Source organism: Pseudomonas gessardii (assembly GCF_001983165.1).
GTDB classification, from domain to species: domain Bacteria; phylum Pseudomonadota; class Gammaproteobacteria; order Pseudomonadales; family Pseudomonadaceae; genus Aquipseudomonas; species Aquipseudomonas gessardii.
On record NZ_MNPU01000008.1, the window covers coordinates 1 to 21,368 of the forward strand.

Here is a 21,368-nt window from a genome sequence, read left to right on the forward strand (position 1 = left end):
GGCGGTCTCAAGGAGCAAGTGCAACACCTCATGTAAGGTGTTGCCATGTCTACCCAATACAACCACCTGAGTACCGAGGAGCGCGTCACCATTATGGTGATGCTCTTTCAACGACAGACGCTGCGAGCTATTGCCGCTTTGCTAGGCCGTCACCCCAGCACCATTAGTCGTGAGATCAAACGCAACCCCCAGCAGCCTCACTATGACGCCATCCAAGCTACCAGCAGGGCTCAACAGCTTCGACATGCGCCTCGCCGTCAGCGGCGTTTGTCTCCAGACTCAGAGCTATTTCAAGTGGTCGTCGAAATGCTCCGCATCGGCTGGTCACCGCAACAAATTGCCCGCAGACTACGCAGTATCTGGCCAGGCCAATCCGAGCGACATGTGAGCCACGAAACTATCTACCTCGCCATCTATGCCTATCCGCGCGGCGAGCTGAAACGCCAGTTGATCAGTTATCTACGTCAGGCTGACGGCAAACGTCCTAAGCGAACCCAAAGCAATGTGCGTCGAGAACGTTACCCTGCGCATCTGAGTATTCACCTACGCCCCCCTGAGGTTGCAGATCGTCTGGTCCCTGGGCATTGGGAGAGTGATCTGATCATGGGCGCCAATAATCGCTCAGCGGTTGCCACCATGGTCGAGCGTACGAGCCGTTATGTGATTCTCGCCAAGCTCGAAGCCCCCACCGCAGAGGCGGCGGCGGAAGCGATCGTGAGGGAAATGTCGCGGATGGCGCCATCGCTCCTAAAAACCATGACGCATGATCAAGGCAGCGAAATGGCCCGTCATGCCGAAATTACTGCGCGCACGGGGATGAAGATTTATTTCGCCGATCCACACTCGCCTTGGCAGCGTGGTAGCAATGAAAATACGAACGGTTTGTTGCGTCAGTACCTCCCCAAAGGCACAGATCTCTCTCTGGTGACGCAGGCACGGCTGGACGAAATCGCTGATCTGCTCAATACCCGACCCCGCCAGACACTGGGCTGGAAATTTCCGGTTGAGGTGCTAGTAGATCATCTTCAGCTTTCCGCGACCAACAAGCTTGAAACGATAAACTGACCGGTAAGGGCAAGCCCTCCAAGTTATCTGGTGGATGCGTCTAATGGGTGTTTCTATTGGGTCATTCCAAGCCGTCACATTGGCGATGGAGGGGGGGGTGTGTATAGCCATTGTTTAAGCGATGAGGGGGGGGTGTGTATAGCCGCTGCTGCAGCCACCGAAGGGCTTGATCACGGCTAAGCACTTGGTAGTGGAAATTGTGCTTAGTCAGGTAAGCTCGGTTCGGTCAGACGCCCATTGATAACGATGTTTTGGAAGCGGGATTGTTTCGCTTAGCAAGCTCAGAAAATTAACTGACTGTTGCACTTGCTCCTTGAGACCGCCAAGCGCTATAGCCTCTGGCAACGTTGCTCCCTTCTATCTGGCTGCGTCCGCCCAGTAGCTGAACCCAACCACCTTCACCGGCATCCGCTATGTGCGCGTCAGTACGCTGTTGCTGGACGTGTTGCAAACGACTGTTCAAGGCTTCGCGAAGGTAGCGACTGTCCGCCATCTGTGCCGCAGCAAGATCAGAGTGAATTTGCCCGGTAAGTTGGCTGAAGGCCTGTTGAGCCTCGGTATTCGAGCGGGATAGCAAAAGACTTTCGTAAACCGGGTTATTGGCTTTTAACGTGTCGGCTGCTGTTGCTACCGAGCGTTCGTTTGGGTTTTGTGTAACATCCGCAAAACGAGTGGTGTTTCGATCAATACTCAGTATCACCTGTTGGGGCTGGTAATTCAGGCTTGCCCCTAGAAAGAGATAATCAGGAGTCACCGAGGCAAACTTGCCACTGATACCGGCACTGGCACTCAGGATATTGAACTGTTGACCGAGCAAACTGCGGGTCTCGTCCGAGCTCAATGGGGCAGTAGCATTTTCCAGGGAGACCACCACATCGCCGCCAGCGATAACGGCCTGGCCTGTTGCTTGGATACGATCGCTACGCCCGTCAGGCGCCACCTCTACGGCATAAAGTGAACCAGGGTTAAACGTGATGTCACCGGCGTTTAACGTTCCAATAGAGTTACCTGGAGCGGCTTGCCCACCGTTATTGAACGTCAGTTGCTGGACAATGCCTCTGCCAGACAGGCGGGCTACTGCCCCTTGAGCAGTACTGCCCAGCGTGGCCTGACCAACCTGGGCCCCATCGTTAACTTGCAACAGGCCGCCGTTATTGACAGTAACACCCGCCACCACACCGTTGACTGTCAGCATGGCGTTGCGATCAACAATAGCTTGCGAGGCAATAGAACCGTTGACAGTTAGTTGCCCCTCATCGATGAAGGTTCTGCCGGTGTATGTATTGGCGGCGTTAAGCGTTACCTGGCCAGCGCCCAGCTTTATCAGATCGCCTGTGCCGCTGATCACCCCATCGACTTTGACATTGTTGCGTGCATCATCAACTTGAAGAGCCCCGCCTGCGCCATTCAAATGCACGGTTCCTGCCAGGCTGTTCATCTGGTTCCCGACAATCTTCAACAGGCCATCGTTCAACACCAGTCGCTTGGCGTCTGCCCCCAGGGCTTGATCCTCTTCCACGATCAGGGTTTTACCGTCCTGGATCACCGACTCGCTAAAACGCGAATGATCATCCATGCAATAACTACTGATGGCTTTGCTTAAACCTGCGTCTTTACTTGAGCAATCAAGCCGCGATTTTTTCTGCGCCAGGGTTAAGCCCTGCAAGGTTGGAATACCGTTCTCGTCAGCGACCTGTCCAAGGTATACATCGGTACGCTGATTGTTACGTGTGAGGAAAAACGTCTTGGCGTTGCCAGCGTAGGCCGCAGCATCCGCTCCCCAAATCAAGCGTAGCTTTTCCGTCTCCTTGCCCATTTCCATGGCTCGATACGTCTCCAGCTGTGGCCCAGCCCAATGCACCGTAACCGCAGCGGGCTCGTGGTCCGAAAGCGATTGAAGCTTGCCATCCGACTGAAACTGGGATTGTTGAGTCAGCACCCCGGTATTTTCTGCCGCTTCATCCACCACCATCCATTTGGCAAAAGGCCGCGAAGCAAAAACATGATCAATTTTGACCTTCCCCCAGCTTGGCCAGACACTTTGGCTTGCCACCTCATTCAGGCTGGGCCACGTGGTTCTTCCATCCCCTGCCTGCAGTGGCTCAAACAACTCTTTACTGTTTGCATTCTCCAACATCTGATTCTGTTGTTTCAGAATGTTCAGTGAAACCGGCAAATTGTTTTTCACGGGATACTTTTCGTCGGTAAACCAACTATCAAGTATTTTTTGGGTGCTGTCTCCGGCCTGGATATAGCGTTGAACCGCCTCGGCTGCTTCTGGGTCAAGGGGGTATTCCTTGAGTAAGTTCAGATAAAGTTCCGATCGATTCTTCGGGTTTGATGCAGTCAGTTTCTGGAGTAAATATTTTTGCTCTTCGACACTCAAAAGCCCGCGTTCAGAAACATCTCCAGCATTAAAGTCTCCCATGGTGATCATGGGCAACAACGCCTGCTTTACACGTTGGTTATATTTCTGGTTATCGGCCACCCGACGCGTGGACTCATCGTAATAGTTAGAGTGTTCATTATGAACAATAACGCTTGGAAACCCGTTGCCCGGACGGAGCACCACGTCTCCATCCGGCAGGACTTCGGTGGCGTTGGCCCGAACGGTTGTGGCTACACCTTCGGCGTTGGCCGTCCCCAGAAAAGCAGGCGCAAAATAGCTGTTATTGTTTTTATTGGCGATCTCCAACTGCTTTTTCATGCTTTCTATAAAAAGCGCTTTTTGCGGGCGGTTGTTGTCCAGCTCAGGAAACACCGCCACATCAGGCTTGACTGTATTGATCAGGTTTTTCATCGGGTCAGAGAACCCGGTCAGCTTACCCTGCGCATCTTTGCTCCAAATACTTGAATTCGTCTGCTTGTTCCAGATGTTGAACACCATGAACTTCAGCGCATAATCTTCTTTCTGAAGAGGTTGCTCATCGGCATGTGCAATGCTCGAAAAAAATGATGCGACGGCCAAGCCTCGAAGCAGATGCTTCTTGGTTTGCAAATGCCATTCAGGCAGGAGGATCAAACGTGAGGGGGATAAAAAATTATTTAATCTGTGAGTGTAATTGTTCTCAGGCCCTAAAGAGCGATACCTATCATCGTACGATGGTTTTTTAGATGATCTGCCCACGCTGGAATTACCTGGTTTCCTTTGGCTCATGCCTACTCCTTATTCGCATCGAACCAGCTGCTTTCCATACGGGACACTCAGGAGGCTGTGCAGATGGCTGAAAATTTAATGGGTGTGTGGGTGGGTTTATATTCAGAAATCAATATGGAAAAACGTTATCCAGATTAAAGATCTGGTGCACTGTACGCTCTAAAAACGACAGTAATATTTCAATCGTGAACAGCGAGTGGACCATAGGGCTCCACCTGCTTCGGCGAGTTACTCGAATATCAAAAAAATTGCAAGGTTATTACAATTTTGCAATCTGTGAGTTTGGTCGTGTTTTTTTAATACAGTGCCCTTGGCCTATGCGCTGGCTTTTATAACGTTAAAAACCAAGGGGCAAAATAATGAAGAAGGTGTATGTCTTTGTATCATTTGGATTTTTGCTCGGTTTTGCGGGCTCGGGAAGTGCAGAAGAGAACTCAGAAAAAACTGAAGGGTTTCTAGAACAAAGCACGCTCGATTTGCTCTTGAGAAATATGTATTTCAATCGTGATGTCAAAAATGGTGGTCTTGATCCCAGGGGCTGGGGGCAATCATTTCGCCTGGACTACACATCGGGATTTACTCAGGGCTTGGTGGGTTTAGGTATTGAGGCTTCTGCTTACTCCGTATTGAAGCTCGATGGTAAGCGACCCATAAACCACACATGGCAAAAAACCGATGTGGGCTTTTAGCGCGAGATAGTTGGGGAACAGTTCCACGGCAGCAAGGCTTCGAAGTCTTCTACCGAAGTAGCTTGCGGCAGGCGCTCAAGTACGTGGCGCAGCCACGTATAGGGCTCCTGGCCGTTGGCTTTGGCAGTTTCGACCAGGCTATAGATCTGCGCACTGGCAGTGGCGCCCTTGGGCGTGTCGCTGAACATCCAATTTTTGCGACCTATCACAAAGGGCTTTACCGCTCGTTCTGCCCTGTTGTTATCGATGGGCAGGAAGCCGGCCTCGATGTAACGCTCAAGCTTGCTCCAGTTGCTGGCCAGATAACCGACGGCCTTGCCCAAGGCACTTTGCGTCGTCACCTGGGGATGGGTTTTCTCCAGCCAGCTTTTTAGTTCTGCGAGTACCGGCCGGCTTTTTTCCTGTCGACCGAAAAAACGCTGATCATCAGTGACCTCTTTGAGTTCACGCTCGATGCCATACAGTTTGTTGATCAGGTTCAGCGCGATGTCGGCTCGCCCGGTCTTACCCTTGGGCTGCACTTTTTGCGCATCGACGAACTTACGTCGCGCATGTGCCCAGCAGCCCAAACGCTCGACACCTGGCTGCGCGCCCAAGGCGTTATAGCCGGCGTAATCGTCGGTCATCAGGTAGCCGCGATAATCGGCAAGCAGGCGCAACGGCACCTCCTGCGCTCGGCTGGTGGTGTAGTCAAACAGGACAACTGGGCGCGCAGGCGGGCCGCTGGCTTGGACCCACATCCAGGACTGACTGGTCGGGTCTCGATCCGGCTCCTTCAGCACTTGTACCCGCGTTTCGTCGCAGTGGATCACCGGACTTTCCAGTAATCGGTCGCGCATCAAATTCAGCAACGGTTGCAAGTGTTCGCCGCACTGGATCACCCAGCGCGCCAAGGTTTGGCGGGGGATATCGACGCCGTGTCGGCCAAGTACTTTTTCGAACCGATACAGTGGCAAACCGTCGACGTATTTGGTGGTCAGCAACATCGCCAAAACGCTGGGGCTGGCCATGCTCTTTTCGATCAACTGAGCCGGTTTGTCGGCGGTGACCGGTGCCGTTTCACAACCACGGCACGCGTAGACCTTGCGGATGTGTTTGATCACGCGGATCTGCATCGGCACGATTTCCAGCTGTTCACTGGTTTCTTCGCCGATGCTGTGTTTGCGGCAGCCACACGCGCAGGTCAATTCGTGCTCGGGCAGTTCGTGGATGACTTCGATGCGCGGTAGATCGGCTGACAGCGGTTTGCGTTTGCCTCGGCGTTGGGTCGGTGCAACGACTTCTTCGTCTTCGGCAATGCCTTCTTCCAGCACTGCAACGCTTTCGGCTTCGTTGAACAGCGCCAATTGCGGTGTGTCAGCTTCAACCGTTTGCTCGGATTTGCGGCCAAATAAACGGTCACGCAGCAACTTGATCTGCTCTTTCAGATCAACAATCTGGCCCTTGTCCAACTGACGCTCACTGAGCATCTGCACAAGCATTTGCTTGAGCAGAACCGGATCATCAGGGAGTATTTCGGGCATCAAATTCATGCCCGGATTATATCCGATCAGGCGACGAATCGAGGGGTTAAAACTTGATGTGGGCGGTTGCGCCAGAGGTCAAAACCATCCAGCAACCAGTTCAACTCTTGCACGCTCAGCACGATAGCTTCATCGCTAAGTTCAGGCGATGTTTTGAAACGCTCGGACTCCAGGCGCTTGAGCCAAAGACAAAAGCCGTTGCGCTCCCAATAAAGGATTTTCACTCGATTACGGTGGCGATTCAGAAAAACGAACAGCACGGGATCGAATACCGCGACCTTGATATCCAATTCGACGAGGGCGGACAGGCCGTCGATGGATTTTCGGAAGTCCACGGGTTTGGGGTACAGATAAACTTTTTCCACTTTTGCGTCGGGTCGCATCATGACGTGCTGGCTCCGTAAGGAAATCGGGAGCACAGCATCAGGCTTCAACTGGCGGTTTTGAATGTGGGCACGGTGGATCGCTTACGCTCGATGGTGGGCCGAGGGGCTCGGGGCTGTTTCCTCTGGATGGAGAGAAACCCAGGGATGAATCCAGTTCTGCAGGCGCGGCAGTAAAAGTGCGTGTGTCTAAAACAGTCCTCAAATATGGCGACCTTCGCCCTGATGCTCCCATATTTGCCATGCCCGACTCCAGGCTGGTTCCTATAACCACCAGGGGCTGGCATATAGCCAGTGATGAGATAGACAATGTTTCATTGGATGCCGGGTATTTCACGTCAAGCAAGGGCTATGTCAGCACTCGCCATGATGGCGGGTTCAGCGCTGGTTATGCTGGGGTTGAAGGTGGAAATGTCAGTTATGTAGGGTTGAAGTACCGCTATGATAAAAATACCAAGCTTATGGTGTATGCCTCCCGTGTGGAAGATATATGGCGACAGTATTACGCAAACGCCAATCATAACGTTCAAATAAACTCGAAAGAGCAATTGAATTTTGATTTTAATATCTATAGGACATTGAACGAAGGTGCGTCGCTTGCGGGACCTATAAATGTTACGGCTTGGTCGCTGGCCTCTACCTATACATATGACACCCATAAAATCACCTTGGCTTATCAGAAGATCAGTGGCGATCAGCCATTTGATTATCTTAAAACCTCGGACGGTGGCTATACCAACGGGATATATTTGGCGAACTCATCCCAGTACGGTGATTTCAACTCGCCAAATGAGCAATCTTGGGGGCTTACCTATAATTACGATATGAGAGGGCTTGGTATCCCGGGGCTTTCTGTCGGCGCGCGTTATGTTTATGGCTACGACATTGACGGCAAACACTTGGATGCCAATGGCCGTTATGGGTATCTGGCCAATGCCTCCACTCAGAGCGAGAAGGATTTTCGGGCTAAATATGTAGTTCAGGCGGGCCAGTTCAAGGACCTTTCAATGCAGGTCCGTTATGCGATGCATCGCTTCAGTGGCGATGGTGCACCTAACCTCAATGAGGTCAGGGTTATTACAGAGTATCCCATCAATATATTTTGATGGGGCATTGCGCCACGCTGCTCTTCCTGTCTTCGCCGCAGCTTTTGTCAAACGTCGATTAAACAACGTTAGGCCTGGGCCTGTCATGGTTAGTCAGTGAGCGGCAGGCGTTTTATGGCCTGCCGCGCCGTGGCGTCAAACGGGCAGCCGGCACTGCAGGCTCAAGCCCATGTTGGTGAGCGCGCTGGACAGCTTTTCCAGGGTGGCGAAGTGCACGTTATGCACGGCAGTCCAGGCCGGCCGCTCGATATAAAAGCTGCCATCGGCCAGCCGGTTGATGGGAGTGCAGAGGATCCCCATGGCCCGGCTGTGATGCAGCAGGGTGTAGCGGCCCTGGCTTTCATCGATCAGGTACATGCCCTTGCGAAACAGCAGTCGCCGGTTTTGCTCCAGCGTCCTGTGCAGCAGCGGGGCCTCCACTTGCACCCGCAGGTCAGCATGCAAGGTGTCGAAGCTGTCGCCCACGTCTGCATGGGCCGGTGCGCTGTCGCGATCAATGTCGATGCCGGGGTCGATGCGTATATCGTTGCCTTGCCCGGCAAGCACTTCCTCGACGCGCAGCCCGATACCGCCTTCCAGTTCACTGATGCCGGCAAAACCATTGAAGGTATTGATGTTTCTCGCGCCAGTCAGCAGCAACCATTTGCCGCCGCCATTCAAGGCCTGGTCGGCCTGGATAACGGTATGGGCGAGGTAGTTGTTTATCGCCTGCTCTGCAAGGTCGGGGGTGGGGGTGGGGGACTTGTAATGGGCGGCGCAGTCGATGGCCTGCACGCGTATGCCGTTGGCCCTGGCGGTCTTGACCAGTTCCAGTTCGTTGTACTGGCCGGCCGGGTCGGTGCCCAGCCGGCCCAGGTAGCTTTCCAGGTCTTCGGACATCTCACCGGTGCGCCAATAGAGGTTCAAGTCATCCTGGGCAAAGTCGTTGAGCAGGCGGCTCGAATACAGGGTTTTCACGCCCTTGCGTGCGAAGTGGGGCATGTTTTCGAGCACCAGGCGGGTGCTGGTGACGCGGTCCAGGGTTTCCCCGATGACGTATCCCGGTATGTCGTCGGGCAGGCGTTCGAGCACTTTATCAAAGGGCGTAGCGGGCTCGAAGGCGGGGATGTCCGGGCGCGCCGGAAGCCGGGTCCAGGGCAGTTCGTTGAAGAAGTCTTTTGCCGATTGCAGCAGTTTTTCGTGGCTGACGCCAAAGTAGAAAGTGAAGCGGTCAATGCGCCCGAAGCGGCTGTGAACGTGGGTTTCAGGCAGGCCCATTGCCCACCGTTTTATTTCCGGGCGGGTCGAGGGTGGGGTATCGAACGGCGTGGTGACCCTGCGCAGTGGGTTGGACGCTGGAGTCATCGGTTCCGCGCTATGGGAGGGCACGGTTCTGCGTGACGCCTTGCTGGAATTGCCGCCACCGCCCTTCAGGCCTTTGCTGGCAGACACCCGTTCCCATTCGCCGAGTTCGTTCAGGCACACCGGCAGCGAGCCGGAAAAACCATGGGGGTGGTTGGGGTCGACGATCGCCCAGTAACCACGGCCGTTGGGATCGGCTTCGTAGCGCACGTAATACGCCTCATCGTTGAGCAGGATAGCGTGCTGCGGCAGACCGCCGGAGGTTCTGAGGGTATAGACCTGGTGATACTTACCGGGCGCGGTGTTGAGGGTTTCGCCTTCCAGGATCAGGTTGGTCTGGTAGGTGGCGGGTACGCTGGGTTCTGGCCGCGCGGGTGTCACGGTGGGCCGAGTGGGTTCAATCACCAGGGTATGGGGTGTTTCGGCGATTTCCGGTACGACGCCATCGGCTTTGAGCAACGCCAGGTTGAACAGGGTGTCGATGGCGCTGAGTATCGCGCCCAGCGCCCCGGCACGGCGTTCGGCCGGGGTTTTGCCATTGAGCGCCTGGTCGATATTCAGGCCCAGATTGGCCACGCTGGCGCCCACCACTACCAGGGCTACCGGCCAGCCCGCCACGGCCATGGGGCCAAAGGTTCGGCCAAAGGCATTCAGGTAGCCGATCCACAGTTTCTTGCGCAGGTCGCCATTGCTGTGCAGGGAGAAGTCCGCATCGTTGCGCATGCGCGTCTGGCTCGATTGCGCCAGCCAGGTGAACGCATCACCTTCAATCGTCTGGTCGGCCTGATTGATCAAGTGGTGATCCCAGGTGCCCCAGTCGATAAACAACTGGTCGAGCTGGTGGGACAGGCCCTTGTCCACCCAGTCTGGCGGCAGGGTGCCAGCCAGGGCCTGGACGGTGCGATAGATCAGCACGGGGGTCAGTAGCATCTGCTTCCAGGTCACGGCGTCGGTGTCGTCCTGCTGGACCTGGGCCGACAGTGGGAAGTGAGTCATGAAGCGTGCGCGGTTGCCCGGCTGGTTGGTCTGGTTCAGCAGCCAGAAATGCAGGTCGGCGGGTGTCTCGAAGCAGTGGAAAGCCTGGGCCTCGCCCGGCACATAGAGGATTTGCCGGCCATCGCCGTCGACAATGCGCAGGAGATCCGTGGCGATATGCCCGCCGATATCCAGCGCCGCCACGCGCAGCCCGTGGGCAGCGGGGGCCGTGGCCTGCAAGTCGGTTAGGGTTGGCGGCCAGGGCAGGTTGCTGGCGAGGGCCTGGATCACCGTCTGCAACTGTGCCGCGCTGAGGTGTCCGGCCTGCCGCGCTTGCAGGGCCTGGGCCAGGCAGTTGACCTTGGCCAGGGTGCGGAAGTCGTCGAAGTGGGCGCTCCAGAATGTGTCCAGGCGGCGGGTGTAGCGATCGCTGAAATTGATTGCCCAAAAATCCTTGAGCACCGCACTGGCGGACAGCCGCACTTCGTTGTGCTGGTCGAATAACCGCGCCTGGGGCCCCTCGCGGTAGAAGCCGCCATCGCCGTCGAGCAGGTCGGCATTATCCTGGTCATGCACCTCGAAGCGGTGAATCACCAACTGCGTCAGGGTCATCGATTGCTGGGGTTTTTCAGTGTGGCTCCAGCCGGTAAAGGTCGCGGGGTCGCTGACGCTGCCGTTGAAGCGATGCCAGTACACATGGTCGGGATCCAGGTCCGCCAGGCCATGCCTGGCGAGAATCTCACGGGCGGCCTCGATGGCCATCGTCTGCATGTTCGGGCAGGCATCCAGCACCAAGGGGGCCAGGGCCTGGAGTTGTTGCTGGGCGGCGGGGGAGGTGTCGGCAAGTGGCATGTTGCTCTCCTTGAGGGGGGAGAGGCGAGCATGCCAAGCGCTTCAGCGTGGGGGTGGGTAGATAATTAACGCCGGGCGATATCGGAGAAGTAGAACTTATCCAGGGTATGGCGCGACTCGGTGTACTCGAACTGCCGCCCGTCCTGCAAAAACGTCTGGTTGCTCACCACGATCACATGGCTCTGGCCGTCGAGGTCCAGGTGCGTCTGGTCGTCCTTGCTGCGGGGCAGGGCTTCGATGGTGCGCTGGGCGTAGCTGATTTGCAGCTGCAATGTCTGCTCGATAAACGCGTAGATCGATTGCTCGGCAATCGCCTGGTCCAGGCCCGGGATCAGGTCGGCGACGAAGTGGTTGATATCGAGGATCACCCGTTTGCCACCAATGCGCCGCACCCGTTTGATACGGGTAATCAGGGTGCCGGGCTCGGCCTCGATATGTTGCAGCAACGAGCCTTCCAGCGGCAGTTGGGTGAATTCGACCACTTCGGTGCGGACGTCATCGCCCAGGTCGGCGTGGGTTTCATGGAAGCTGACGATGCCGCCCAGTTGAAATTCGATCGGGTTGGGCGACAGCACGAAGGTGCCCTTGCCATGGATCTTTTGCGCGAACCCACGCTCCTGCAATTGCTCGATGGCCCGGCGTACGGTGCCGCGGCTGGCCTGGTAGGTGTCCATCAATTCGGTTTCGGAAGGCAGGCGCGTGCCGCGTTGCAGGCGTTCGGTGGTGATGCTGGCAAGCAGATCGGTGTAGATCTGGTTGTATTTACTCATGGAGAAGGCTCTGTGCCGCGTTTGCGTTCAAGGCAGGAACCTTAGTGGCAGCGGCGGGCTTTGTCCATTGGCCTTGGAAAGCGCTGGGCGACTATTTTTGCAACTCGTACAGACGAGTTATTGCTTTAACTCGTCTGTACGAGTAATTTTGCCCTCGGCATGCTGCCAATAACAAGAATCTAAAGTGGAAGACCAAGCATGAGCCACGATTACCCCAACATCGCCCGCGAGATTCTCCAAAGCCTCGGCGGCAGCGACAACCTTGAACAAGCGGCCCACTGCGTGACCCGTCTGCGCCTGGCCCTCAAGGACCCGAGCCTGGTCAACAGTGCGGTGCTCAACCAGGTCGATCTGGTCAAGGGCTCGTTCTTTACCGGCGGTCTGTTCCAGATCGTCATCGGCCCCGGCGAGGTAGAAAAGGTCTACGCCGCCCTGCGCCAACAGACCGGCCTTGCTGCCTCGACCATTGCCGACGTGAAGAAAGCCGGTGGCGACAAGACCAACCCCATGCAACGCCTGGTCCGCGTGTTTTCCGACGTGTTCATGCCGATCCTGCCGGCGCTGATCATTGCCGGCCTGCTGATGGGCATCAACAACCTGATGGGCGCCAAGGGCATGTTCATCGAGGGTCAGACGCTGCTGGAGGCCTATCCGAAGCTGGATGGCCTGTGGAGCCTGATCAACCTGATGGCCAACACCTCGTTTGTGTTCCTGCCGGCGCTGGTGGGCTGGTCGGCGGCCAAGCGCTTTGGCGGCAGTGAAATCCTCGGCATTGTGCTCGGCCTGATGCTGGTGCACCCGGACCTGCTCAATGCCTGGAACTACGGCAAGGCGGTGGCCGGGCTCGACGGCCAGAGCCTGCCGTACTTCGATATTCTGGGCTGGTTCCAGATCGAGAAGGTCGGCTATCAAGGCCAGATCCTGCCGATCCTGATGGCCGCCTACGTCATGAGCGTGATTGAAAAATGGCTGCGGGCGCGGGTGCCGAACGCCATCCAATTGCTGGTCGTGCCGATCACCACCATTGTCGTCACCGGCGTGCTGGCCCTGGCGATCATCGGCCCGGTGACCCGGCACCTCGGCATCCTGATCACCGAAGGCGTGGTCACCCTGTTTGACCTGGCGCCAATGGTGGGCGGGGCGATTTTCGGCCTGCTGTATGCGCCGCTGGTGATCACCGGCATGCACCACATGTTCCTGGCCGTGGACCTGCAACTGATCTCGACCCAGGGCGGCACGTTTATCTGGCCGATGATTGTCATGTCCAACCTGGCCCAGGGCAGCGCGGCCCTCGGCGTGTTCTACATGAGCCGCAATGCGCGAGACAAAAGCATGGCGTCGACTTCGGCGATTTCTGCCTACTTCGGCATCACGGAGCCGGCCATGTTTGGCGTCAATCTGCGCTTCAAGTTTCCGTTCTATGCCGCCTTGCTCGGCTCGGCCCTGGGCAGCATTTTCCTCTCGCTGAACAAGGTCCAGGCCTCGGCCATCGGGGTTGGCGGCTTGCCTGGTTTTATCTCGATCATCCCGCAGTACATCCCAAGCTTTGTGATCGGCATGGCCGTCGCGATTGTGGTGCCGTTTGTGCTGACCTGTGGGTTGAGCATGAAAATTGTGCGGCCGGGTTATCGCGTCGCCTGATAGATCGCTATCGCAGGCAAGCCAGCTCCCACAGAGGAATGCATTTCAACTGTGGGAGCCGGGCTTGCCCGCGATGAGGCCCGCAAGGCCGCTACAACACTCAATTGAAGGAACCCACCATGCAAGACTGGCAACACTCGGTGATCTACCAGATCTACCCCAAAAGCTTCCACAGCCATGCGGGTAACGCCACCGGTGACCTGCTGGGCATCGTGGACAAACTCGACTACCTCCAGTGGCTGGGCGTCGATTGCCTGTGGATCACTCCGTTCCTGCGCTCGCCCCAGCGCGACAATGGCTATGACATCAGCGACTACTACGCCATCGACCCTAGCTACGGGACCATGGCCGACTGCGACCTGCTGATCAGCGAAGCGGCCAAGCGCGGCATCAAGCTGATGCTCGATATCGTGGTCAACCACACCTCCATCGAACACCCCTGGTTCCAGCAGGCGCGCAGCAGCCTCGACAACCCGTACCGCGACTTCTATATCTGGCGCGACCAGCCGAATAACTGGCAATCCAAGTTCGGCGGTTCGGCCTGGGAATACGAGGCGCAGACCGGCCAGTACTTCCTGCACCTGTTCGACCACACCCAGGCCGACCTCAATTGGGACAACCCCAGGGTGCGCGCCGAGGTCTACACACTCATGCGTTTTTGGCGTGACAAGGGCGTGGGGGGCTTTCGCCTGGACGTGATCAACCTGATCTCCAAGCCGGCGGATTTCCCTGAAGACGACAGCGATGGCCGGCGCTTCTACACCGATGGCCCGAACGTGCACGAGTACCTGCAGGAAATGCACCGCGAAGTATTCGAGGGCCACGCGCTGATCAACGTCGGCGAGATGTCCTCCACCAGCCTGGAGCATTGCATTCGCTACTCGCGGCCAGAGTCGAAAGAGCTGTCGATGACCTTCAATTTTCATCACCTGAAAGTCGATTACCCCAACCTGCAAAAGTGGGTGCGGGCCGACTTCGATTTCCTGCAACTCAAGCAGATTCTGTCCGACTGGCAACTGGGCATGCAGGCCGGTGGCGGCTGGAACGCGCTGTTCTGGTGCAACCACGACCAGCCACGGGTGGTCTCGCGGTTTGGCGATGACGGCGAGTACCGCGTGGTCTCGGCCAAGATGCTCGCCACGGCCTTGCACTTGCTCCAGGGCACGCCGTTTGTGTACCAGGGCGAAGAGCTGGGCATGACCAACCCAGGCTTCGACACCATCTCGCAGTACCGCGATGTGGAGACCCTGAATATCTACCGCCTCAAGCGCGATGCCGGTGAATCCGAGGCCTCAAGCATGGCCGCGATCATGCAGAAATCCCGCGACAACGGCCGCACGCCGATGCAGTGGAACAGCCAGGCCCATGCCGGTTTCAGCCGCGCAGAACCGTGGATCGGCATCCCGGCCAATGCGGCGCAGATCAATGTCCAGAGCCAGCTGGATGACCCGGATTCGGTGCTGCATCACTACCGTGCGCTGATCGCCTTGCGGCGCGTTGAGCCGCTGATTCAAGAAGGTGTCTACCGCCAACTGCTGCAAGACCACGACAAGGTCTGGGCGTACCTGCGTGAAGGCCATGGCGAGCGCCTGTTGGTGCTGAACAACTTCTACGGCCAGCCCTGCGAAATCCAGCTGCCTCACAACGTGATTAGCTCGGCGAGCGCGCAACGCCTGCTGATCAGCAACTACCCCGACTGCCCGGTGCGCACCGACACGGTCATCTTGCGTCCTTACGAGTCTTTTGTGCTGCACCTGACCGACTGAAACACCCCCCTGTTCAGGCGCCGGCTTACCGGCTCCGACAGGGAAAAAATAAGAAAAAATAATGGAGCGCTTCATGAAAACAACAATAAAGCTGGGCCTCGTCGCATCCTGCCTGACCCTGCCCCTGGCGGCCCATGCCCTGGAATTTGCCGGCTACCTGCGCAGCGGCGCCGGCACCTCGACCGGCAGCGGCCCGCAGCAATGTTTCCAACTGCCGGGCGCGCCATCCAAATACCGCCTGGGCAACGAATGCGAACAATATGCCGAGCTGGAATTGCGCCAGGACCTGTTCACCCTCGACGACGGCTCGGTGCTGAGCGTGGATGCCATGGCCTCGCTGTACAACAAGTATGACCGCGAGCTGAAGTTCCAGGGCGAGGACAACGGTTCGGCGCGCATGCCGCAGATGTATGCGCAGTGGTCGAACATGCCCAGCCTCAACGGCGGCTCGTTGTGGGCCGGTCGGCGCTACTACAAACGTAATGACATCCATATTTCCGACTTCTACTACTGGAACCAGAGCGCCACCGGCGGCGGTATCGAGGACGTGCTGATCGGCGATCTGAAATACAGCTACGCCCTGTCGCGCAAGGACAACCTGTACCAGAAGGAATATGCCACCCGTCACGACTTCAACGTCGCTGGCTTCAAGACCAACCCCGGCGGCGAGCTGGAGCTGGGCCTGAGCTACATTGAACCGGCGGGCGGGCGCGACACCCACAGTGGCTGGGCCCTGACCGCCCAGCATGTGCAAAAGCCGTTTCTGGGGGGCAGGAACAAGTTCGCCCTGCAGTACGGCGAAGGACCGGGCACCGGCCTGGGTTACACCGGCAATACCGCCCTGGAGCGCAGCAGCAAAAGCTACCGCGCGGTGGAGTTTTTCGACTGGCAGGTGACCCCGCGTTTTGGCGGCCAGGTCGAGGCGGTGTACCAGAAAGACGTGCGCCCCGGCAGCCAGGACCAGACCTGGATGTCCCTCGGTGTACGCCCGGCCTATGCCATCAGCGAGCAGTTCAAGCTGGTCGCCGAACTGGGCCATGATCAGGTCGACGCCAGCGGTGGCACGCGCAAACTCAGCAAATTCACCTTCGCCCCGACCTGGTCGCCCAAGGGCCCGGATTTCTGGGCGCGGCCGGAGGTGCGTTTGTACTACACCTATGCCACCTGGAACGAAGCGGCCAAGCGCGCGGCCAATGAACTGGCGGCGGGCTCGGCGTTGTCCGACAGCGGCTCCTACGGCACCGCGCGGCACGGCTCCAATTTCGGTGTGCAGGTCGAATACTGGTGGAAATAGGCCCTTGGCTATAGGTGAGCTAAATGTGGGAGCGGGCTTGCTCGCGATAGCGGTGTATCAGCCACCGAATGCATCAGCTGGCATGCCGCCATCGCGAGCAAGCCCGCTCCCACATTTGGAACTAAGTCAGCCCCATGTTTTTTACAGAACCCAACAGCAGGTGATGTCATGACCACAACTCAACCCCTGGAACTGCTGGCGCCCCTGGCGGGTGTGCTGTTGCCCCTGGACCAGGTGCCGGATCCGGTGTTCTCCAGCCGCCTGATTGGCGACGGCGTGTGTATCGATCCCACTTCGCAGACTCTCTGCGCGCCGCTGGCCGGGGTGATCAGCACTATCCAGGACAGTGGGCATGCGGTCAGCGTCACCGACGACCATGGCGTGCAGGTACTGATGCATATCGGCCTGGATACCGTGAACCTGGCGGGCAAGGGCTTCACCCGGCTGGTCGAGGAAGGCCAGCGGGTCGAGGCGGGGCAGCCGTTGATCGAATTTGATGCCGACTTTATCGCGCTCAATGCCCGCAGCCTGCTGACCCTGATGCTGGTGGTCAGCGGCGAGCCATTTGTGCTGCTGGCGACGGACGCCGGCCTGGTGGAAACCGGGCAACCGTTGCTGCGTGTGGCACCGCTAGTCCGCGCCGCCAATGACGAGGAGGAGGGCGATGCCCTGTTCTCCAAGCCCCTGACGCTGCCCAATGCCAACGGTTTGCATGCGCGCCCGGCGGCGGTGCTGGCCCAGGCGGCCAAGGGGTTTAAGGCGAGCATCTGCCTGCACAAGCAAACCCAGAGCGCCAACGCCAAGTCCCTGGTGGCGATCATGGGCTTGCAAACGGTGCGAGGCGATACCTTGCAAGTCAGTGCGGCGGGGCCGGATGCGGCGGCGGCGATCCAGGCGTTGGTCGCGTTGTTGGTGGCGGGCTGTGGCGAAACCGTTGTGGGGATGGCCGAGGGGGTTGCAGCGGTCGCGCCGCTGTCGTCGGCGACGGTATTGCGTGGCGTATGTGCATCGCCCGGTTCGGCATTTGGCCAGGTGGTGCAGGTGGCGGAGCCCGCGTTGGCTATTCCTGAAACCGGCGGCGCAGAGGCGCTCGAGCGTGCCGCCCTGGACCGCGGCCTGCTGGCGGCCACCCAGGCGCTGCAAACCCTGCAAGCCAAAGCGCAGGGCAGTGCCCAGGCCGAGATCTTCCGCGCCCATCAGGAGTTGCTCGACGACCCGACCCTGCTGGAGCACGCCCATGACCTGCTCGCCACAGGCAAGAGTGCCGCCTTTGCCTGGAACCGCGCCACACTGGCCACTGCCGCAATGCTCCAGGGCCTGGGCAATGCCTTGCTCGCCGAGCGTGCGGCGGACCTGGCCGATGTCGGCCAGCGCGTACTCAAACTGATCCTGGGGATCCCGGAGCACGCTTGGGACCTGCCCGAACGCGCGATCCTGATTGCCGAACAATTGACCCCTTCGCAAACCGCCAGCCTGGATACCCAAAAGGTGCTGGGGTTTGTCACCGTCGGCGGCGGTGCCACCAGCCATGTGGCGATCCTCGCCCGTGCCCTGGGCCTGCCGGCCCTGTGTGGGGCGCCGGCGCAGGTGCTGGCGCTGGTCAACGGCAAGCAGGTGCTGCTCGATGCCGACAAAGGCGAGCTGCACCTGGCGCCGAACCTGGCCGCGATCGAACAGTTGGAGGCGGCGCGTCAACAGCAGATGCTGCGACGTCAGCGTGAAGTGGCCCAGGCTGCCTTGCCAGCGGTCACCCGTGACGGTCATCACGTTGAAGTCACCGCCAACGTCGCCTCATTGCAGGAGGTCGAGCAATCCCTAAGCCTTGGCGGCGAAGGCGTTGGCCTGCTGCGTTCAGAGTTCCTTTATCTGGACCGCAACCGCGCGCCCAGCCCCGAGGAGCAGGCCGGCACTTACAGTGCCATTGCCCGTGCCCTGGGCCCTGAGCGCAATCTGGTGGTGCGCACCCTCGACGTCGGTGGCGACAAACCCCTGGCCTATGTGCCGATGGCGGCCGAGACCAACCCGTTCCTCGGCCTGCGTGGGATTCGCCTGTGCCTGGAGCGTCCTGAACTGTTGCGCGAGCAGTTGCGCGCAATCCTTGCCAGCGCGGGCTTGGCGCGGCTGCATATCATGTTGCCGATGGTCAGCCTGTTGTCGGAGCTGCGCCAGGCGCGCCAGATCCTGGAAGAGGAAGCGACGGCCCTGGGGCTTGCCAGGCTGCCGAAGCTGGGGATCATGATCGAGGTGCCGTCGGCGGCCTTGATGGCGGATGTGTTTGCGCCCCATGTGGATTTTTTCTCGATCGGCACCAATGACCTGACCCAATACACCCTGGCCATGGACCGTGACCATCCGCGCCTGGCCAGCCAGGCCGACAGCTTTCACCCGGCGGTGTTGCGCCTGATCGCCACCACGGTCAAGGCCGCCCATGCCCATGGCAAGTGGGTGGGGGTGTGTGGCGCGCTGGCGTCCGAAACGCTGGCGGTGCCGATGCTGATCGGGCTGGGGGTGGATGAGCTGTCCGTCAGCGTGCCGTTGATCCCGAGCATCAAGGCCACGGTGCGTGACCTGAACCTGGCGGATTGCCAACTGATCGCTCGCCAGGTGTTGAACCTGGAAGAGGCCGCCCAGGTGCGCGAAGCCTTGAACCAATACCACGCGGCGACTGTGGAAACCTCATGGGTTGTGGAGAACTGAATATGTTGGAGAAATTGCAGCGGGCATTCTGGAAAGCCCTGACCCCGGACCTGGTGGCGGAAACGGCGATTGTCGAGCCGCCGGCTGACGCGATGCTGGCGCCGGCGGTGCTGAGTGCGTTGGGTGGGGCGAGTAATCTCAAGTCACAGCAGCGGGTGGCCTTGACCCGCATCCGCGTGCAACTACAGGACCCGACACGGGTGGATGAGGTGGCGTTGAAGGCGGCGGGGATTGCGGCGGTGATGGTGCTGGCGGGCGGGACCGTGCACCTGCTGACCGGCCTCTGATCGTTCCCACGCTCTGCGTGGGAACGCCGCCGTGGACGCTCTGCGTCCGCTCTGGTGACGCGGAGCGTCACTGGATGCATTCCCACGCGGAGCGTGGGAACGATCATCATCACAACTGCGGGGTGTCTTGATCGTACCCACGCTCTGCGTGGGAACGCCGCCGTGGACGCTCTGCGTCCGCTCCGGTGACGCGGAGCGTCACTGGATGCATTCCCACGCGGAGCGTGGGAGCGATCATCACAACTGCGGGGCTTCCGGCGGCTTGGTCTTGTCCACCCCCGGCACATGCAGGTTGCCTTCCACCACCTGGTTGCCTTCCAACTGCGGCTGGGTTACCCAGGTCAGGATGTCGTAGTAACGGCGGATGTTGGCCACGAAGTGCACCGGCTCGCCGCCCCGGGCGTAACCGTAGCGGGTCTTGCTGTACCACTGCTTCTGCGACAGGCGCGGCAGTATTTTCTTCACATCCAGCCATTTGTTTGGGTTCAGGCCTTCCTTTTGCGCCAGCTTGCGTGCGTCATCCAAGTGGCCCCCGCCGACGTTGTAGGCCGCCAGGGCAAACCAGGTGCGATCAGGTTCGAGAATCTTGTCGTCCAATTCGCTCTTGATCATCGCCAGGTACTTGGCGCCCCCCTTGATACTCTGCCGCGCGTCCAGGCGATTGGACACGCCCATGGCCTGGGCGGTGTTCTGGGTCAGCATCATCAGGCCGCGCACGCCGGTCTTGGAGGTGACCGCCGGTTGCCACAGCGACTCCTGGTAACCAATGGCTGCCAAGAGCCGCCAATCGACCTTTTCTTCCTTGGCCGAGGTCTTGAAGAACTTCTCGTACTTGGGCAGGCGCTGCTGCAAGTGCTGGGCAAAGGTGTAGGCGCCGACATAGCCCAGTACATCGACATGCCCGTAATAACGATCCTTGAGGCGCTGCAGGGTGCCGTTCTTCTCGACCTTGTCGAGGTAGCTGTTGACCTCGTTGAGCAGGCTGTTGTCTTCGCCCGCGGCCACGGCCCAGCTCTGGTTGCTGGCGTCGCCCAGGTCGAAGGCCACCCGCACGTTGGGGAAGTACACCTGGTTCATCGCCACTTCATTGGAGTCGACCAGGGTCAGGTCGATCTGCCCTTCGTCGACCATGCGCAGCAGGTCGACCACTTCAACGGCGTCGGACTCTTCGTATTCAATCGCAGGATTCTGCTTTTTCAGCGCGGCCAATTGCTCGGCATGGGTGCTGCCCTTGAGCACCATGATCTTCTTGCCCACCAGGTCGGCCGCGTTGGTGGGGCGGGACTGGCCGTTGCGGTAGATGATCTGCGGGGTGACTTCCAGGTACGGATGGGAAAACCGCACCTGCTGTTTGCGCTGTTCGCTGCTGACCAGGCCGGCGGCTGCAAGTACCGGGCCGTTGGGTTTGCCCAACTGGCCGAACAGGTCGTCGAGGTTGTCGGCGGTCTCGATTTCAAGCTTGACCCCCAGGTCGTCGGCAAAGCGCTTGACCAGTTCGTATTCAAAACCGGTTTCGCCGTTGCGGTCCTGGAAATAGGTGGCCGGGCTGTTTCGGGTAATCACCCGCAATACGCCATCCTCCTTGATTCGCTCGAGCGTGCTGGGCTTATCAACACAGGCGCTGAGCAGCAGGAAGAGTCCGGTGGCGATGAGCCATTTGGCGCATCGCGGGCGCAAAGCAGTTGGGGAGAACATCTGCGCAGTATACGCAAACGGCCCACGGCGCCATATCTCGACAGCATGGGCGTTGTCTGCTAGCGCTGGCGAAACTGTGCTGTAGCCCGCAGAAACGTGGCCTGGGGCGCGATTGTGCGGGCTAAAA

The 21,368-nt window shown here is 58.7% G+C and carries 13 protein-coding genes and 1 pseudogene; 8 read left to right on the forward strand and 6 right to left on the reverse strand.

Going from position 1 to position 21,368, the window contains the following annotated elements; genetic code table 11:
• The first annotated feature begins 45 nt into the window (after positions 1 to 45).
• Positions 46 to 1,065: an IS30 family transposase gene (locus tag BLL38_RS08050; RefSeq protein ID WP_048377755.1), complete on the forward strand. Its 1,020-nt coding sequence runs from the start codon at positions 46 to 48 to the stop codon at positions 1,063 to 1,065.
• A gap of 289 nt (positions 1,066 to 1,354) precedes the next feature.
• Here BLL38_RS08050 and BLL38_RS08055 read toward each other — a convergent pair whose 3' ends face one another.
• Complete coding sequence (locus BLL38_RS08055; protein ID WP_207303153.1) at positions 1,355 to 4,222, reverse strand: endonuclease/exonuclease/phosphatase family protein; 2,868 nt, start codon at positions 4,220 to 4,222, stop codon at positions 1,355 to 1,357.
• A 359-nt stretch (positions 4,223 to 4,581) separates the two neighbouring features.
• Here BLL38_RS08055 and BLL38_RS08060 point away from each other — a divergent pair, with 359 nt between their 5' ends.
• Positions 4,582 to 4,911: an OprD family outer membrane porin gene (locus BLL38_RS08060; protein ID WP_076962082.1), complete on the forward strand. Its 330-nt coding sequence runs from the start codon at positions 4,582 to 4,584 to the stop codon at positions 4,909 to 4,911.
• On the opposite strand, the gene tnpC is transcribed toward BLL38_RS08060, so the two are convergent.
• Entirely contained in the window at positions 4,908 to 6,443 is a 1,536-nt protein-coding gene (gene tnpC / locus BLL38_RS08065; protein ID WP_076962083.1) for an IS66 family transposase, read from the reverse strand. The genes BLL38_RS08060 and tnpC overlap by 4 nt on opposite strands.
• Positions 6,444 to 6,460: 17 nt before the next feature.
• Complete coding sequence (gene tnpB / locus BLL38_RS08070; RefSeq protein WP_076962084.1) at positions 6,461 to 6,820, reverse strand: IS66 family insertion sequence element accessory protein TnpB; 360 nt, start codon at positions 6,818 to 6,820, stop codon at positions 6,461 to 6,463.
• A 92-nt stretch (positions 6,821 to 6,912) separates the two neighbouring features.
• Here tnpB and BLL38_RS08075 point away from each other — a divergent pair.
• A pseudogene (locus BLL38_RS08075) lies at positions 6,913 to 7,923 on the forward strand (OprD family outer membrane porin); the annotation flags it as partial.
• Positions 7,924 to 8,058: 135 nt separating this feature from the next.
• Here BLL38_RS08075 and BLL38_RS08080 read toward each other — a convergent pair.
• Both BLL38_RS08080 and treR read right to left on the reverse strand, forming a co-directional pair.
• Positions 8,059 to 11,091 (reverse strand): membrane-targeted effector domain-containing toxin, encoded by a 3,033-nt coding sequence (locus BLL38_RS08080; protein WP_076962086.1) that lies wholly within the window; start codon positions 11,089 to 11,091, stop codon positions 8,059 to 8,061.
• A gap of 65 nt (positions 11,092 to 11,156) precedes the next feature.
• Entirely contained in the window at positions 11,157 to 11,861 is a 705-nt protein-coding gene (gene treR, locus BLL38_RS08085) for a trehalose operon repressor (protein WP_076962087.1), read from the reverse strand.
• Positions 11,862 to 12,059: 198 nt separating this feature from the next.
• Here treR and treP point away from each other — a divergent pair, with 198 nt between their 5' ends.
• The 5 genes from treP to BLL38_RS08110 all read left to right on the forward strand — a co-directional run bounded on the left by treP (position 12,060) and on the right by BLL38_RS08110 (position 19,546).
• Positions 12,060 to 13,502, forward strand: coding sequence for a PTS system trehalose-specific EIIBC component (gene treP / locus BLL38_RS08090; protein ID WP_076962088.1), 1,443 nt, complete (start codon positions 12,060 to 12,062; stop codon positions 13,500 to 13,502).
• Between the two features lie 119 nt (positions 13,503 to 13,621).
• On the forward strand, positions 13,622 to 15,268 hold the full coding sequence (gene treC, locus BLL38_RS08095; protein ID WP_076962089.1) for an alpha,alpha-phosphotrehalase: 1,647 nt from the start codon (positions 13,622 to 13,624) through the stop codon (positions 15,266 to 15,268).
• Positions 15,269 to 15,341: 73 nt separating this feature from the next.
• Positions 15,342 to 16,562 (forward strand): maltoporin, encoded by a 1,221-nt coding sequence (locus tag BLL38_RS08100; protein ID WP_076962090.1) that lies wholly within the window; start codon positions 15,342 to 15,344, stop codon positions 16,560 to 16,562.
• Between the two features lie 168 nt (positions 16,563 to 16,730).
• Entirely contained in the window at positions 16,731 to 19,259 is a 2,529-nt protein-coding gene (ptsP, locus tag BLL38_RS08105; RefSeq protein ID WP_076962091.1) for a phosphoenolpyruvate--protein phosphotransferase, read from the forward strand.
• 2 nt (positions 19,260 to 19,261) lie between these two features.
• Positions 19,262 to 19,546 (forward strand): PTS sugar transporter subunit IIB, encoded by a 285-nt coding sequence (locus BLL38_RS08110; RefSeq protein WP_076962092.1) that lies wholly within the window; start codon positions 19,262 to 19,264, stop codon positions 19,544 to 19,546.
• 237 nt (positions 19,547 to 19,783) lie between these two features.
• Here the strand turns inward: BLL38_RS08110 and mltF are convergent, their stop codons facing one another.
• On the reverse strand, positions 19,784 to 21,241 hold the full coding sequence (gene mltF / locus BLL38_RS08115; RefSeq protein WP_076962093.1) for a membrane-bound lytic murein transglycosylase MltF: 1,458 nt from the start codon (positions 21,239 to 21,241) through the stop codon (positions 19,784 to 19,786).
• Positions 21,242 to 21,368: the final 127 nt, after the last annotated feature.

What these genes read in the sequence shown, in the direction of transcription:
- BLL38_RS08060 (WP_076962082.1), top strand. Translation starts at nt 4,582, where the DNA reads ATGAAGAAGGTGTATGTCTTTGTATCATTTGGATTTTTGCTCGGTTTT.
- BLL38_RS08110 (WP_076962092.1), top strand. Translation starts at nt 19,262, where the DNA reads ATGTTGGAGAAATTGCAGCGGGCATTCTGGAAAGCCCTGACCCCGGAC.
- tnpC (WP_076962083.1), bottom strand. Translation starts at nt 6,443, where the DNA reads ATGAATTTGATGCCCGAAATACTCCCTGATGATCCGGTTCTGCTCAAG.
- BLL38_RS08100 (WP_076962090.1), top strand. Translation starts at nt 15,342, where the DNA reads ATGAAAACAACAATAAAGCTGGGCCTCGTCGCATCCTGCCTGACCCTG.
- mltF (WP_076962093.1), bottom strand. Translation starts at nt 21,241, where the DNA reads ATGTTCTCCCCAACTGCTTTGCGCCCGCGATGCGCCAAATGGCTCATC.
- treR (WP_076962087.1), bottom strand. Translation starts at nt 11,861, where the DNA reads ATGAGTAAATACAACCAGATCTACACCGATCTGCTTGCCAGCATCACC.
- BLL38_RS08055 (WP_207303153.1), bottom strand. Translation starts at nt 4,222, where the DNA reads ATGAGCCAAAGGAAACCAGGTAATTCCAGCGTGGGCAGATCATCTAAA.
- ptsP (WP_076962091.1), top strand. Translation starts at nt 16,731, where the DNA reads ATGACCACAACTCAACCCCTGGAACTGCTGGCGCCCCTGGCGGGTGTG.
- BLL38_RS08080 (WP_076962086.1), bottom strand. Translation starts at nt 11,091, where the DNA reads ATGCCACTTGCCGACACCTCCCCCGCCGCCCAGCAACAACTCCAGGCC.
- treC (WP_076962089.1), top strand. Translation starts at nt 13,622, where the DNA reads ATGCAAGACTGGCAACACTCGGTGATCTACCAGATCTACCCCAAAAGC.
- BLL38_RS08050 (WP_048377755.1), top strand. Translation starts at nt 46, where the DNA reads ATGTCTACCCAATACAACCACCTGAGTACCGAGGAGCGCGTCACCATT.
- tnpB (WP_076962084.1), bottom strand. Translation starts at nt 6,820, where the DNA reads ATGATGCGACCCGACGCAAAAGTGGAAAAAGTTTATCTGTACCCCAAA.
- treP (WP_076962088.1), top strand. Translation starts at nt 12,060, where the DNA reads ATGAGCCACGATTACCCCAACATCGCCCGCGAGATTCTCCAAAGCCTC.